The 13,985-nt window shown below is 52.8% G+C and carries 14 protein-coding genes and 1 pseudogene; 7 read left to right on the top strand and 8 right to left on the bottom strand.

The genetic code is table 11. The features are described from left to right. From HU773_RS18810 to HU773_RS18790, 5 genes are read left to right on the top strand one after another with little or no spacing between them, the layout of a single operon-like run. On the top strand, nucleotides 1-756 hold the full coding sequence (locus tag HU773_RS18810; RefSeq protein WP_186626037.1) for a FliM/FliN family flagellar motor C-terminal domain-containing protein: 756 nt from the start codon (nucleotides 1-3) through the stop codon (nucleotides 754-756). A gap of 1 nt (nucleotide 757) precedes the next feature. Then, nucleotides 758-1,063, top strand: coding sequence for a FliM/FliN family flagellar motor switch protein (locus tag HU773_RS18805; RefSeq protein ID WP_150675513.1), 306 nt, complete (start codon nucleotides 758-760; stop codon nucleotides 1,061-1,063). Further along, nucleotides 1,060-1,401, top strand: coding sequence for a flagellar biosynthetic protein FliO (locus HU773_RS18800; RefSeq protein ID WP_217883910.1), 342 nt, complete (start codon nucleotides 1,060-1,062; stop codon nucleotides 1,399-1,401). Before HU773_RS18805 ends, HU773_RS18800 begins: the two co-directional genes overlap by 4 nt. Next, the gene (fliP, locus tag HU773_RS18795) at nucleotides 1,401-2,123 is read left to right on the top strand and encodes a flagellar type III secretion system pore protein FliP (RefSeq protein ID WP_186626076.1); all 723 of its coding nucleotides are present in this window, start codon (nucleotides 1,401-1,403) and stop codon (nucleotides 2,121-2,123) included. Before HU773_RS18800 ends, fliP begins: the two co-directional genes overlap by 1 nt. Before the next feature lie 18 nt (nucleotides 2,124-2,141). After that, nucleotides 2,142-2,846 (top strand): sigma-70 family RNA polymerase sigma factor, encoded by a 705-nt coding sequence (locus HU773_RS18790; RefSeq protein ID WP_186626036.1) that lies wholly within the window; start codon nucleotides 2,142-2,144, stop codon nucleotides 2,844-2,846. Nucleotides 2,847-2,900: 54 nt separating this feature from the next. On the opposite strand, the pseudogene HU773_RS27845 reads toward HU773_RS18790, so the two are convergent. The 5 genes and pseudogenes from HU773_RS27845 to HU773_RS18770 form a co-directional block, all read right to left on the bottom strand. Next, nucleotides 2,901-3,119: pseudogene (locus HU773_RS27845) on the bottom strand (hypothetical protein); the annotation flags it as partial. 103 nt (nucleotides 3,120-3,222) lie between these two features. Then, nucleotides 3,223-3,960: a DNA cytosine methyltransferase gene (locus HU773_RS18785; RefSeq protein ID WP_186626035.1), complete on the bottom strand. Its 738-nt coding sequence runs from the start codon at nucleotides 3,958-3,960 to the stop codon at nucleotides 3,223-3,225. 129 nt (nucleotides 3,961-4,089) lie between these two features. Next, entirely contained in the window at nucleotides 4,090-4,584 is a 495-nt protein-coding gene (gene radC, locus HU773_RS18780) for a RadC family protein (RefSeq protein ID WP_186626034.1), read from the bottom strand. Between the two features lie 110 nt (nucleotides 4,585-4,694). Then, a complete protein-coding gene (locus HU773_RS18775; RefSeq protein WP_186626033.1) occupies nucleotides 4,695-5,165 on the bottom strand; it encodes a DUF3577 domain-containing protein in 471 nt (156 codons plus the stop codon). A gap of 353 nt (nucleotides 5,166-5,518) precedes the next feature. Next, entirely contained in the window at nucleotides 5,519-6,751 is a 1,233-nt protein-coding gene (locus HU773_RS18770) for a hypothetical protein (RefSeq protein ID WP_186626032.1), read from the bottom strand. A gap of 655 nt (nucleotides 6,752-7,406) precedes the next feature. Between HU773_RS18770 and mobH the strand changes: the two genes are divergently transcribed. Together mobH and HU773_RS18760 are read left to right on the top strand one after the other, a co-directional pair. After that, a complete protein-coding gene (gene mobH, locus HU773_RS18765; RefSeq protein ID WP_186626031.1) occupies nucleotides 7,407-9,293 on the top strand; it encodes a MobH family relaxase in 1,887 nt (628 codons plus the stop codon). Next, nucleotides 9,284-10,207: a tyrosine-type recombinase/integrase gene (locus tag HU773_RS18760; protein WP_186626030.1), complete on the top strand. Its 924-nt coding sequence runs from the start codon at nucleotides 9,284-9,286 to the stop codon at nucleotides 10,205-10,207. The genes mobH and HU773_RS18760 overlap by 10 nt, the downstream gene beginning before the upstream one ends. 100 nt (nucleotides 10,208-10,307) lie before the next feature. Here HU773_RS18760 and HU773_RS18755 read toward each other — a convergent pair whose 3' ends face one another. The 3 genes from HU773_RS18755 to HU773_RS18745 are packed head-to-tail and all read right to left on the bottom strand — an operon-like array spanning nucleotide 10,308 to nucleotide 13,977. Further along, nucleotides 10,308-11,651, bottom strand: coding sequence for an STY4528 family pathogenicity island replication protein (locus HU773_RS18755; RefSeq protein WP_186626029.1), 1,344 nt, complete (start codon nucleotides 11,649-11,651; stop codon nucleotides 10,308-10,310). Continuing rightward, a complete protein-coding gene (locus tag HU773_RS18750; RefSeq protein ID WP_186626028.1) occupies nucleotides 11,651-12,202 on the bottom strand; it encodes an STY4526/YPO1902 family pathogenicity island replication protein in 552 nt (183 codons plus the stop codon). The genes HU773_RS18755 and HU773_RS18750 overlap by 1 nt, the downstream gene beginning before the upstream one ends. A 26-nt stretch (nucleotides 12,203-12,228) precedes the next feature. After that, complete coding sequence (locus tag HU773_RS18745) at nucleotides 12,229-13,977, bottom strand: ParB family protein (RefSeq protein WP_186626027.1); 1,749 nt, start codon at nucleotides 13,975-13,977, stop codon at nucleotides 12,229-12,231. Nucleotides 13,978-13,985 lie beyond the last annotated feature (8 nt).

The following is a 13,985-nucleotide window of genomic DNA, read 5'->3' as shown; positions in this document are numbered from 1 at the left end:
ATGAGAGCGTTGGGGTTTATTGGCAAGAGCCGCTGGAACGCAGCCTCAGAAAAACTGCCACCGGCGGTGGAAGCCTGGCGTGAGCAATGGTGCTTCAGCCAGGTGGGAAAACCTTGGCAGATTGAGTGCCTGGAGCGTGTTGATACCGCTGATCAGGAGCGCGTGTACCCTCTGACGTGGCTCAAGGCCGGTAGTGCAGGTGCTGCGGTGTACGTGGCGGGCGACTGGACGGCACTGGTGTTTGGCGCATTCGCCCAGGAGTTGCCAGCAGGCGAAACCGCGGACTATTTGCTTCAGGGCGCCCAGCGAGCGCTGGTTAATGGTGTCTTGGCGTCAATCGGCCAGGCCCCAGCCGCAGAATTGCTGGCGGCACCGGCAAGAGCACTCGGCAAACCGATGAGTACCGACATTCTACTGCGCGTGAGCGTTGAGTCTTTTCGGGTCTATATCGTGCTGGACGCTGCGTTGTTGAACAGCGCGCTGGGACCACACGAGGTGAAGCCGCCGCTGTTACCGCGTGAAAATGCCCTGGGCAAGGCCAAGGTCAAGCTGTCGCTGCAATTGCCACTCGCCAGCCTGTCCATTGGCGAGATGAACGACCTGCACCCGGGGGACACCTTGCGCGCTCAGGCACTGCTTTCCCAAACCCTGCAACTGCGGGTCGGCACAAGGGTAGTCGCGTCGGGATACCTCGCCCGGCAGCAGGATAATCTCGCCGTACAACTGATTTCCGGTCAATCGCCAAGGGAGTTTTAGCGTGACAGCTACAGTCGATTCAATCGAGTTGGAAGAGGCAAAAAACGTCGCAAATGAAAGCATGCCGGCGCTGATCAAGCGGGACATGAACCTGATCAAGCATGTGGTCGTGGAACTGGTGGTTGAGTTAGGCAACGCGTCGATGAGTGTCGACGAACTGTTTGCACTCAAGAGCGGGGACATCGTCAAGCTCTTGCAGCAAGTCCACGAACCCGCGTCGCTGTGTCTAGATGGCAAGGCCGTAGCGCGTGGCAACTTGGTTGCCGTCGACGACAACTTTGGCATTCAGTTGACGGAAATACTGTGACCACGGAAATTACTTCCCAGCCCTTGAGCTTGCCGCTTCGCCAGGACGACCCGGTGTCGTTTGTACTAATGATCAAGGTGCTATTGGTCACGGCTTTACTGCTGGCCATTGTGTACTTGGTCATGCGTTGGTACGCCAAGCGTCAGGCAACTGGTAGTGCAAGTGCTCCGACTACGGAGTTGAACTGTACTCGAGCACTGAGGCTATCGACCAAAACCAAGGTCTATCTGGTGCGCGCGGATGGGGCACTGGTATTGGTCACGGAATCATCCAACGGGGCGACGGTGACTGTGCTCAGCCAATCTGCCTCTGCGCCTGTTCCGGATCTTCAATCGTGATGATCCAAGGCTTTGCGCTTTTGCTCCTGGGGTTACTGCCTCTGACGGCATTTGCCGCCGATGACTTCTCTGACTGGGGCAGCCTGCACATCAATCAGATCCAGTCGCCCGTCAGCATTGTGGTGCTGCTGACGGCACTGTCGTTTGTGCCTTTTATGGTGATCGCCCTCACCACCTTCACCCGAAATATTGTGGTGCTGTCCCTGACGCGCCAGGCGCTTGGCCTACAGCAAACGCCACCGAATATCGTGTTGATTGTGTTGTCGATGTTTCTGACCTTGTTTGCCATGGCGCCTACTTTGGAAAAAACCTATGACACTGGCGTTCGCCCGTTTCTTGCCAGCAAGGTCGGATTGGAGGGGGCCGCCCAGCAAGGCTGGGTGCCGATCCGTGACTTTATGGTCCGTCAGACCCATGAGTCTGATCTGCGGCTGATCTACGAACTGGCCAAGGCGCCGTTACCCTCAAGCCCGGATGGCCTTTCTCCAGTCAAATTGGTGCCAGCCTTCATGCTTAGCGAGTTGAAGGTTGCCTTTCAGATTGGCTTCATGATTTTCCTTCCGTTCTTGATCATAGACCTGGTTGTGGCCTCTATCTTGATGTCCCTGGGCATGATCATGGTGCCCCCCATCACCATTTCACTGCCGTTGAAAATCATGTTGTTCCTGCTCATCGATGGTTGGGGATTGATCGCCCAGACATTGATGCGTGGTTTGGGCTAGCCAGAGTCGACCCACTCCATGGAACCGGGAAAAGATGCTTACAAAACCGATGAGCTTTCGCTCTGGCAGGCTTGGCTGAGCGGAAAATCCAGCGATGCCCGCAGCCATCTGTTTTTCTTTTATGGGCAGTGGTTGCACATGATTACGCGCTTGCTTTACGTGCGATATCCCCACCCACTCGCCGAGTGGCACGACTACGTGAATCTGGCGTCTATCGGCTTGCTGCAAGCCATCGACCGATTTAATCCGGCGTTGAAGACCCGTTTTCAGGCCTATGCCGAACCCTATGTGAAAGGCAACGTACTCAAAGGCTTGGCGTGTTACGTACGCGATAGTCGAAAAATTTACCAGGACCGTCTTGTGAGCCTGTCTGGCAGTGAGGACGAGGGCGCGAGCGATCTGGAGCACGTTGCCAACGTAGCGATAGGATTGGCGTTTGGACTGTTCTTGGAGTCAGGCATCATTGATCATGAGCCTGAGGCCAGTAACCCTTTGAATGTGTATGAGGTGGAGCAAAACCATGACCACCTTAATGAGTGTGTGAAACAGCTGCCGCCCAGCGAGCAGCAGGTTATCGTTGCTCATTACTATCAACATTTGAGCTTCACGGAGATCAGTGAGTTAATGGGGCTTTCGAAAGGGAGGATTTCACAGTTGCATGCTCAAGCGTTGAAGCGTGTGCGGCAAACTCACGAACATTTCATGGGCGGGGTGCGGTGGTGAACATCAATGTGGCGCTGGCCTTAAAAGCATCCTTAGCCAGTACGCTGCAGATCGTCAGACGGTAGGTCTGACTCGGAAGGCCAGGAACAGAGGGCCGCCGGGGAATGCAATGATTTCTAGCTCATCCAGCGGGTTGAGCGTACGTGTACGGTTCCCAGCGTTGCTGTAGATCGTGTGGCTGCTCGAAGCTGCGATGTTGATCTTGCCGGCGGTAGTCTGAATGAGAGTGGCCTTGAATCCTTAAGTTACTTCGTCACCCACCGTAAGTGTTACTTAAGCGTCCAGCCCAGCCACCTGTAACTTCCTCCCAGAACTCGCCACCACACGGTGGGATGCCTGGACGGTTACGCTTACCTCGGCGTCTCGACAGTGATCGTCAGGGGTTTACTTCGACCTTCAAAATACCGAATGCGCTTGCCACCACTCTTGGTATCTGCCCATTTCCAAGGGCTTTAATCCGGTCCACCCGCTGGGCCAGCCCATCAACCACTTGACCCACTCCGGGTTCAGTTGGCCACCGTTTGACGCCATCACTGCGTGATCCAGTCTGTCTCTCGTACGGTCTCTGCCACACCTGCGCTTCAGCGATTTGGGTGATGAGCCTTTGGCCATGCTCGCTGTTGGAGTAGGCCAACAACCAGATCCTGTCGCGTTTATGGGGCGCACCGCATTCAGCCGCTGATACACGACACCAGTGAGTGTTATACCCCATTTGGGTAAGATTACCGAGGACCAGGGCAAGACCTCGTGTGACGAGCATTGGGGAGTTTTCCAGCCACACATATGTGGGTCGAACCTCATCGACGATTCTTGCCATTTCTTTCCAAAGACCCGATCGGGCCCCCTCAATGCCAGCGCCTCGGCCTTGAATGGAGAAGTCCTGGCATGTAAACCCGCCAGATACCACGTCAATAATGCCTCGCCACGACCTACCGTCAAAACTGCACACATCAGACCAAATCGGGAAAGGCGGCAGGGTTCTATCATTTTGTCGTTGCGCGAGAACCTGTGCAGCGTAGGCATCACACTCAACGGCGCAGACGGTGCGCCATCCCATGAGTTGGCCACCGAGTATTCCTCCACCAGCACCTGAGAAAAGAGCCAGCTCATTCATTCTTGATCCTGAACGTTGAGCCCGCATAGAAGCTGAGCTCGTCGATGAAGGCGAATTCCTAAGTGAGGTCGGCAATGTTGCGTCTGTTGGATAAACAACGGGCGCCCGGGAAGGGCGCCTTGGTCGATGCTAGAGCCAGCCATACTCCGCCAGTGAGAGCGGGGTGCCTTCAGCAATGATGAAATGGTCCAATACTCTGATTTCGACCAGCTCCAGCGACTCCTTGAGGGAAGCCGTAATTCGTTTATCCGCCAGGCTGGGTGTGTGGCATCCAGAGGGGTGGTTGTGAGCGATGATAATCGCTGCGGCGTTGTGCGCTAAAGCACGCTTGATAACCTGCCTTGGATGGATGAATGCCATATTGATACTTCCGTGAAAAAGCACCTCGAATGTAATTGGCCTGTGCACGCTGTCCATATAGATGACCGCAAAGACTTCGTGGTCCATAGCAGCAAGCTGTAGCTTCAGATAATTGCGCACCTCATGAGGTGCCTCAAGCTTTGGCCCTCGGGTAAAGAGCCGGCGGTCGAGGATCTGAAGGGCGGTCTCAATCAACTGATCTTCGTCCTCGCGGCAGGTGATTGTGGGTAGGGCAGCAGTGCTTAAGACGCTGGTATTACTCATCGCGTAAACCTCTGTCTGGATTGCAGGAGGCACGCGGTTCCCGAGGGAATCGTTGTCCCCCGAAGGTGGGTAAGGGCGCCTTGTAAGGCGCCTAGGTGGTTTGATGCCGGTCAGGACTCACTTGCGGCGGGCGCCGAGTTTTCCGTGACTGTGTTGGGTTGGGTGTCCTGTGCTGCTTCCTTGGGCGGAGCCCTGAACACGGTCTCACCGTTGATTCTGATCATGGACAAATAGAGCAGTCGTCCTTTGAGACTCGCACCAGGTTGACCTTTTTTGTCGCCTTTCTGGTACGTGAAAGGTGAAATCCAGATATCTCCAATGGTGAAGCACACCAGGACTTTATCCCCTGAGTTGATCTCGTCCTTGCAGTGGCGAATCAGCGTGTCCGCTTCAGCGCCTGTCACTCGGCAGTCGATGTAGGTGTATTCAACGTCGTCAGCGGCGCCATGGAGCGCAGCAACAGTCACTGCCATAAACGGTTCTGCCTTGCGCACCTGGACCTCTCGTGCGCGACACAGGTAACCGATACCGCGGGTGTGCAGGTCGTAGTATTTCGTTTCGTTGGTGAAGGGGTGGGTCATGAGTTTCTCCCTGTCTTAGCGAAAAACGAGGAGTCACTCATCCCCGGGGAAAGTGATTTCCCCGTTGGGTGGTGTGATAGGCATTCGGTCGTCAACAACGCTGACGAGTGACCGCGATGGTGAACGCGATGGCGGTCGAGTGATCGGCGCGTGAACTACGCGCTGCAGCTTTCTAGATCTGGGCTGCCCTCCGCAAATTGCTGACATAATCAGCATGACACCTTGCGAGAATGAAAAAATGCGAGGCTTGAGTCAAGGTGACAGCTTCAACAAGAAATGTCAGGCAGCGATTGGTACACCGGTGATGAGACATGCCGGCCCCACCATGGGGAGAGGTATTGAAGTGTTGGTTTTTAAGTGCTGTGTCTTGAAACCAAATCTGCGATGTTCATGGTTGTGCCTTCAAATAGAGTGATTATTGTTTTTCCATCTTTGTGGGTGATGTCGGCGAGCGGGGAATCTTTATCGATTTTTGTCAAGCCTTTTGCAATTGCTTTTCCATTCATACTGATAACCAGCCGAACTCTTCTAATCTCAACGGGATCGGCGAAGCTTTCTGCGAGCACTTCGGGCGGCACAATTCCGGAGAACCTAGGGTCGATATCTGAAGGTCGATCGTAACTCGCGAACATTCGTTCGATTAGAACGGCATCGACTTGGCTTGTGGAAATTTCAAGCCTTTGTTTGAAGAGATCATCAATTGGGATTTCTATTCGCTTGCTGCAAAATGTCAGTACGGACAGAACAGCTTGTTGGCCTTTGAAAATCGTTTTTTTAGGATCTCGAGGCTGGATAGGTTCATAAAGATGTAGGCGGGTTATATAGAGTCTCTCATTTTCTACGAGTAGGTTTAAGTCTATTCTAGAAGGCATAAAACGAATGCCGTCCTTTTTGACGCCATACCATTCATAAAAGCCGCCGAATCTATCAGATATAGGTGTGTTCAGGTTCTCGCTATTGCTGGCATATGACTCGAAATAGAGCATGGTAGAGCAGAGTGACTCTGCTAGCTCTTCTGTTGGAGATATTTTGTCCCATGGCCAATCTGAGATTTTTGAATGCCTTTCGTCTTCTGAAATTACCGCGGCGGAAAGTTTTATAGTTCCGGATCCTGCAAAATAGCATGTGCCAAAACTGGAGGTTTCGACCATTTTATCCGAATTATGGATAAATGGGGTTCGCACACCATTTTCGTCGACCAAGATCCCTAACATGTGAAATTCGAGTGCTGTAACTCCCATGTCGGACAGGACTCGATCAATTAACCCGCTATCTACGCGTGCATCTGGATTATATCCATGTGTGCTGTTTATTGCGTCGGAAAGTTTTATCCAGAACTTAAAGGCGGAGTTGCAGTCCCCAGCAAAGGCAAGTATGCCGCCGTTATTAGGTAGGATGATTGTTTTTCTACCCATTCGTACGATATGCCATGACCCTTTAGGCTCTTGCCAGTCAGTTCGTATTAGCCCTAAAGAAGGTAGCCAAACTAATTGTTTTTCTCTTCGGTCTTCACCGTCCGCGCTTATGAGGCAATCCGCTATTAAGTGAGGGTCTGTCTCGGGGTTGATGAGTGCAATAACAGTCATTGTGGCTCCTTTCTTAGGGGGGGCAGATCTATGCTATTTCAGGCAGCGAGTTTTATAGTTTATATCGAGCTCACGGCTAGCCGACAATCAGAGTTGATAACCGGGTGGGTCGGGTGATTTTTTACCACCGGTGTTAAAAAATTCCCTTCATCAGCAGTTCTTGCTGGCATGTCAGGCTTGGGCTCATATGTTGCTTATGCGAGCTGATCCTTGAAATTCTGGAGGATTCAGTCAATACCGTCCACATGAACCGTGCAGACCACTCTGCAGAATTGAGTATTCATCGGCTACCACGAAGAGCGCTCGCTTTGTATGTCTTTGCGTGTCCTCGTCCTGAAATGGTTCCAGACGCTTTGTGCTTCTCCCTCATGCAAGTCTCAGGAGATAGCTGTCTAGATTTTCTTTTCTGACAGTAGAAATCTTAGAAAAGGCTAAAAAATCCAAGGCCATCATTGCCAATAAACAAGCATTAAACATACAGCATCGCATATCAGTTTTGTCGTCGAATTGATCATCTGAAAAAGCCATAAAGCAACGGCGAAATGGAAGGGTCTATTGGAAGGGAGTCTAAGGGGAACGGGCCTACCTGCAAATGGGCTGTCATTGAGCTGAAAAGCGAAAAGGCTCTCCAACGACTGAAGCAGGTGATAGCTGAATGTTCTGGCAATCGAAGGTAAAAACGGCGTCCCAAACTGAATCTCAAGTCATCGCCGCAGATCCTCATGAGTACTTTGCTCCTAAGACAGCATCCGAGCTTCTGTCGACGCCGCGACGAAGCAAGCTGCTTGAGCACATCTGGCAACGCACCTCACTCTCCCGATCCCAGTTTGACGATCTCTACCTGGAGCCTGTGAGGCGCTACGCCGAGTTGGTCCAACAACTTCCCGCCTCAGAAAACCACCATCACGCGTATCCCGGCGGGATGCTCGACCATGGGCTGGAGATCGTTGCGTTCGCACTCAAGATCCGTCAGTCCCATTTACTGCCTGCGGGAGCCACTCCTGAAACCCAAGCAGCACAAACCGAAACTTGGACAGCTGCTTTGGCCTACGCCGCTTTGCTTCATGACATCGGCAAGATAGCTGTTGATGTGGAGGTGCATTTTGCTGACGGAACTCGCTGGTATCCGTGGCACGGCCCTATCTCTCGGGGGTACCGCTTCAAGTATCGGAAGGAGCGTGAGTACAAACTCCATGGTGCAGCGGCAGGACTGCTCTACACGCAAATACTGACCAAGGCGATCCTAGACTGGCTGAGCGACTACACAGCTCCTTGGAGCGCGCTCATCTATGTCCTCGCCGGCCAATACGAACACGCCGGCATATTGGGAGAGCTCGTTATCCAGGCTGATCAGGCGTCGGTCGCCCAAGAGCTTGGTGGTAATCCATCGCGTGTGTTGGCTGCACCTAAGCATTCGTCTCAACGTCAACTAATTGAGGGGCTGCGCTACCTCGTAACGGAACAATTGAAACTGAACCAGCCCCGGGCTTCAGATGGGTGGCTAACTGATGATGCGTTGTGGTTGGTGAGCAAGACAGTGGCCGACAAGCTAAGAGCTCACTTGTTGTCCCAAGGGACGGACTCGATCCCCTCGTCGAATTCCACGCTGTTCAACGTCCTCCAGGACAACGCGATCATCCAAGCGAATGCTGAAGGAAAGGCGATATGGACTGCCACAGTCCAAAGCGGTAAATGGCAAAAAACACTTACCTTTCTCAAGGTCGCGCCTGCATTGATTTGGGATAAAGGCGAGCGACCGCCATCTTTTGCGGGTTTGATCTCGTTGGGCCCTGTCCTAGAGCCTTTAGGGAAGGAGGCGCACATAGAGGTTTCGTCGTTCCCACAAGACCCGCCTGCTATTCGCGTGAACGCGTCGCCCGTTCTTACGGAAAAGCCTACGGAGACAAGCTACAAATTAGTACCGCTGGAATACATGGAGGCGACGCAGTATCCGGACGATCTCTGGGAGGGGCAGCGGATGTGTATGACCGAGGAAAACGAAATTACGACTTCGTGTCGCTCTCCCATGTCGTGTGCTTCACCTGCTGAAGCTTTTGACGTCTATCTCCAGCCTCGATCTCTACCGGAGGTTGTACCCGCGACGTCTGAAACGTGGAGCGTAAAGGAGCAGGGAGAAGCCTTTGTGAGATGGCTTCGACAGGGCGTATTAACGCACAAAGTGATCATAAACGATGCCAAAGCCAAAGTTCACAGCGTAGCCGGTACGGCATTTCTGGTCACACCCGGAATCTTCCAGCGGTATGCCCAAGAGCATCCTGAGTTGGCAAGGGTCGCAAAAGAGCAGGGCACTACCGATTGGAGGTGGGTACAGCGCTGCTTTGAGAAGCTGGGCATTCATGAGAAGTGCGCAAGCGGGATGAACATATGGGCTTGTGAGATAAAAGGCCCACGTAAAACCAGAGACATTAGAGGCTATCTGCTCAAGGATCCGCTTCAGATATTTACTGAGAAACCTTATGACAACCCCTATTTGGCGTTGAAAGGGTCACCTATTTTCAAGGATGAAGCACCATGCATGTGATCTCAGAATTACCGGAGGTCTATTTCTTTGATATGCGTCTGCGAGCTACGACGGAGCAGGGTTACCGTGTTGCCACCAATGCACTGATTCGGTTTGCAGGGGACTGTCTCATTGATGAGATCGACAGGAAGACTGTTTTGAGCTGGCGTAAGTCAGTCCTGGGGCGCGACATCAAAGAGGTGAGTTGGAACACCTACGCTCGTCACCTGAGGGCGCTCTTTGGCTATGCAATCAAAAACAATTTAACCAGTCTCCTCGAGAATCCTTTCGAGGGGTGTGGTGTGCGTTGTCCTAATCGGCCGCCGAAAACCGTTAAACAGCGCTTGATTCGAGACTCTAGAATTCTCCTTGTGGGTATGGCCCGCTCTGAAATGAAAACCCTGGTAATGGCGTCGCTCCATCCCGCCTGGTTCTGGCGGACGGTGTTCGAAACGTTTTTCTATACGGGTATCCGGGCGAATGAGCTTTTGAACCTTCGCCCGCTCGATGTGGACTTGGAAACCATGACGATCTGCATTCATCCGGAGGTTTCAAAAAATTTCGATGAGCACCATGTCCCTATCCATAGCAAGCTCGCCAAATACTTGAGGATTTTGCTCCTCAATGCCAAATCGCGCGGGATTAGCTCGACCGAGCAGTTGTTCAACGTGAACAAGTTCTCTCAGCGGCATATGCGCAGAACCATGGATATGAACCAGCTCTCGCGCTTCTACACGTCGCTCAGTCGGAAGCTTGGGGTCCACGTGAGCCCGCATCGTTTCAGGCATACGATCGCCACCGATTTGATGAGGCAGCCCAAGTGCAATTTACACATTGTCAAAGATCTCTTAGGGCATCGGAGCATCAGTACGACCCTGAAGTACGTCCACGTGGATGTTGACCAAGTGAGGTACGCGTTGGAGGAAATGCGTTAGTAATGGATGCATGCCAATAGCTTTTTGACGATGTCACTTACAAGCGTGGATGTGCGCGGCCACGGCCATTGAGTATTGTTTGTCGGTGTAAATGAAAGATCTAGGGTTTAGAGGTGCTGCCCACCCCCTTCGATTTTAAAAGCAGCCAAATTTCATTCATACAGTCCTGCCCCGTTGCCAATCGCTGGCCCCGGGGTTTATCCCTCTGTGTCAAATGCTCCAACGACGGAGGCGATTTTGGTGGAGGCGTCCCCAGTCCGTTTCTGGAGGGTATGGAGGTTGCTGCTTTGGATGCATCTGCGAGTGCGTTGAACTCGCCGCGTTTTGCCTTCTGAATCATTCCGAATAGGTATCCGGCTGGGTTTCGAACGTTGGGGTCAGTGCAGCGCAAAGACCACTGATCCAAGACCGACTGCTGCAACGGCTCATCAAGCGCACTGAGCGCGTTCTTGATTTTTTGGCGTTGCTCCATCGCAAGCTCGAGGAAAGCACTGGGCAGGCGGAGAGGCTCTCGTGTCGCCGGTACTGTACTTTTACAAAGATGTGTATCTGTACCAGTACTAAATGAGTTCGGATTCCGAACTTGGTTGCTAGCGTCGATAAACGGGCAGGGTTCGGATTCCGAACCCTGTTTGAATCGACTCCGAACTGAGGGTTTTCCCCTGAGTTCGGATCGCGCTTTGCTGAGTTCGGATTCGCTTGAACCATGCTTTGAGGTGGGTGTGTCGGCTTGATCATCATGCTTGGGTTTGTGCCATTTCTGATCTTTGAGCCGCTGCTGAATTTTCTCGAGGTGAGTGGGGAGAGCGTTTTCGCGTGAATAGGGGTCAGCAGCCAGTTCTTCCAATACATGTGCTGCCAGTTCTTGAATGGATCTATTGGCGTGGCAAATGCTGGTGCCGATCAGTTCCAGGTATTGGCCATCAAGCAACATGGCTTCGGCGATGCTGACGGGCTCGTCATGCAACAGGTAAATATTGCCCTTCATTTGTCCGGTAATGTTGTCTCGTACCTTGCCTCCCAGACTAAGCCATCGCGTCATTCGCAAGGCGGTAAGCGCCTTGGCTATGCTTTCCTTGGAGGCCTGTTTAAAGGGCGAAGAGGCTAGGTAGGGGCGTAGTTGTTCGTACGTAGGAAAAGAAGTAAGGCCATCATCATTGAGCAACAGTCGAAGAACTTGCCAGGCATTGCGCTCTAGAGGAGTCAGGCGGTTGTCCAGCAACAGACGTCGAGGAACCGCTTCATGGGGATTTCCAGTGAAGAATATGCCGGCTCTCTCCGGTTCGGCAGAACCGGAGAGAGGTCTTGTGGGAGACTTGGCGTAGGGTGACGTCGACGGTTTCGTAGGTCTGGACTCGCGAAGCGCTGCGCCTGCAGAGTCAAGGAGAGCGTTGAGTACATCGAGATTTCCGGGCGTGAAGCGTCCATTTGCGCTCACGGCCATTACACCAAATCCTGCTCAATCCAGCTTTTAATGGTGTTCCAGATCATCGCAAGGTTCAGCGCGGGCTGGTGTCCCGTCATTGCCATGGCCGCCTCAAGGACCGAACGTAGGTCTTTCAGGTCCGTATTCTGCTCTTTGGTGTATTTGATCCAGAGCTTCCACAAAAAGGTCTCTTCCTCGGCACTCACATTGGGCCATCGTCCCTTTCGATTGGGTACGCCGAGAATAGCGCGCCTGACAGCGACCTCTTTTGCGGGAAGACCAAAAAGCTCTTGCATCATGGGTGAGCTTCCTCCCAAGGCTATTGCGCGAGTGATGAGCTCTTCTTCCTCCGAGTGCTTGGCATGTGCCAGAAGGCGATTAACTACTACGCCGTCCACCACGACCTTGAACCAAGGCACCGGTGAGTTAACCAGCGCCCCCATGCAATGTGGGTCGATTAACGTCTTCAGATCCTTCTCTTCGAACCCCATGGCCAGGCAACTACGAAGCTGACCATTTTTGATGTTGTTCAGTATTTGAAAGGCGACAGCCAGATTTAAGGGATGCATAAGAAACCTCCACCATTCCGTGGTCGTTAGATGTCGTCGCAAGACGATTGTGTGGATTCCAGCTCAATGAGTCGTCGTGCCAAACGAATGACTCTGAAAAGTTTCACCAAAGCGACATCACTCAGTCTTTCTGATACCGAGGCTGACTGGGCTTTGAGAGGAGAGTCGCCTAGCAGTACCTGTCCAAGCTCCGCTATGAATCGAAGATTGTTCATCTCGGGTCCACTGGCGGTATTTTCCTCGGATCGAAGCCAGTCGAGTGCGGGCGCGAAGCGGCCACTTATTCCGTCAAGCAGATTCAGCACAGTGAAAGCCTGCTGGGTGATCTGGGCAGGAGGCCTCGCAAAAATGTCGCTGTCCCAATCGGGTGGCCGAACCACTACAAAACCAATGCCCCAATCGCTTTGAATGAAGTGGTGTTGAGGCATTGCTAGCTCATCGGCTATATCGTGTACCAGCGCTAAAATGTCGCTACGTAAGGCCTCTGGTACGTCTACAGCGCGTTCGATATACCAAAGATCGGCAACGGGATGCAGGCCCCCCGCTTGGATGGGAATGGAGTGAAGGCAGGACTCCTCAAAGAGAGGGATTTCCTCCCCCGTGGCTTGTGCCAACTGATGTTTGATTGCCTGTGTTCTAGGGGTTAGGCCTGCTATTGGCGATAGTGTGTTGGCTTGAATACGTTCCTGCAGTTCTTGTTCGTGGAGTGGTAAGGGAAGCTTTTCGGGATGCGGCACCCCCTCAGCGTTGTCCGTCTGCGGCGCGGTGGATTCTACGACCGGAATTTTTTCACGAGAGGTTTGTGGTGCTTTGAGAGGCGAGGCCGTTGCCTGTGTGCTTGTCTCAGGCTCAGTGGTGCTGTTGGTCAGATCGGCCGGGGTAGGCGTGCTGGAGTGACTGTCCGGATCAAGGATGTCTACTCTTAATCGGTTGTAGTCCTGAGCAAGATGCTCGCCCATTCTGTGAAGCAGCTCATCTTGGAAGCGCTCGTAACCGAACTCGCCGTGGTCAAACAATGACAGGGTTTCTTGGAACAACTGCTCGTGATTAACGTCTTGAATCAAAGCACCGTCATATTTTAGCCATGCTTTTTCGCTCAGCCGGCGCAGTACTGTCAGTCTCTCAATCTGTGGCTTGCCAAGCCCCCCGTAAAGAGCATTGGGAATGGCTGGCAGAAGGTAGCGAATGGCATCCTGCATTTTGCAGGTGTGTGACTGAGAGATGGGGTATCCATCCTCTCTCAGCCGTTTGGCTAGCTCCCTCTGCGAAAGCATTGTTCCTGATTCTTCCTGGTAAAAGTTTCTTGCTCTTTCTACACCCAGTGCACGCTCTATGAAGGTCAGTCCACCATGGAGGTCGCTTTCAGCGAGATGCCCAGTCAGGGCGACAATTTCACCGCGGGTGGGCCATGGGCGAAACAGGCAGTGAAGGCGGAAGAAGCGATCATCCTGAGTCTCTCTCCATAAATCATTGAGTATCGCGAGCCGCGTATTACCGCCATTGCGGATGATGAAGTGGTCCTCACCAGGACGGCGAGTAATGGGGGGAGGGGCATCTAACCCACGATTTTGGATGGATTCGCGAATTTCTTCGTATTGTGGATTTCGATTAACTCGGGGGTTGTGTTCATATGGCCTGAGCTGGTCCAGTGTCACAAGCATTGGGGTATCGACGATTGGATCGGAGAGGCGGCTTGCAGATGGCGTGCTGCTGGTAAAGGCACCTTGCAGCAGCTTCCCTTTGATTTGATCGGTTGAGAGTGATTTGCTGGCCATCAGGCGAT

The organism is Pseudomonas shahriarae (genome assembly GCF_014268455.2).
GTDB classification, from domain to species: domain Bacteria; phylum Pseudomonadota; class Gammaproteobacteria; order Pseudomonadales; family Pseudomonadaceae; genus Aquipseudomonas; species Aquipseudomonas shahriarae.
Note: the sequence above shows the minus strand (reverse complement) of the source record. Positions and strands in the feature narration are given on the sequence as shown.

Coding starts and splice junctions, on each gene's coding strand:
- HU773_RS18810 (WP_186626037.1), top strand. CDS start 1: ATGAGAGCGTTGGGGTTTATTGGCAAGAGCCGCTGGAACGCAGCCTCA.
- fliP (WP_186626076.1), top strand. CDS start 1,401: ATGATCCAAGGCTTTGCGCTTTTGCTCCTGGGGTTACTGCCTCTGACG.
- HU773_RS18790 (WP_186626036.1), top strand. CDS start 2,142: ATGGAACCGGGAAAAGATGCTTACAAAACCGATGAGCTTTCGCTCTGG.
- HU773_RS18785 (WP_186626035.1), bottom strand. CDS start 3,960: ATGAATGAGCTGGCTCTTTTCTCAGGTGCTGGTGGAGGAATACTCGGT.
- radC (WP_186626034.1), bottom strand. CDS start 4,584: ATGAGTAATACCAGCGTCTTAAGCACTGCTGCCCTACCCACAATCACC.
- HU773_RS18775 (WP_186626033.1), bottom strand. CDS start 5,165: ATGACCCACCCCTTCACCAACGAAACGAAATACTACGACCTGCACACC.
- HU773_RS18770 (WP_186626032.1), bottom strand. CDS start 6,751: ATGACTGTTATTGCACTCATCAACCCCGAGACAGACCCTCACTTAATA.
- mobH (WP_186626031.1), top strand. CDS start 7,407: ATGTTCTGGCAATCGAAGGTAAAAACGGCGTCCCAAACTGAATCTCAA.
- HU773_RS18760 (WP_186626030.1), top strand. CDS start 9,284: ATGCATGTGATCTCAGAATTACCGGAGGTCTATTTCTTTGATATGCGT.
- HU773_RS18755 (WP_186626029.1), bottom strand. CDS start 11,651: ATGGCCGTGAGCGCAAATGGACGCTTCACGCCCGGAAATCTCGATGTA.
- HU773_RS18750 (WP_186626028.1), bottom strand. CDS start 12,202: ATGCATCCCTTAAATCTGGCTGTCGCCTTTCAAATACTGAACAACATC.
- HU773_RS18745 (WP_186626027.1), bottom strand. CDS start 13,977: ATGGCCAGCAAATCACTCTCAACCGATCAAATCAAAGGGAAGCTGCTG.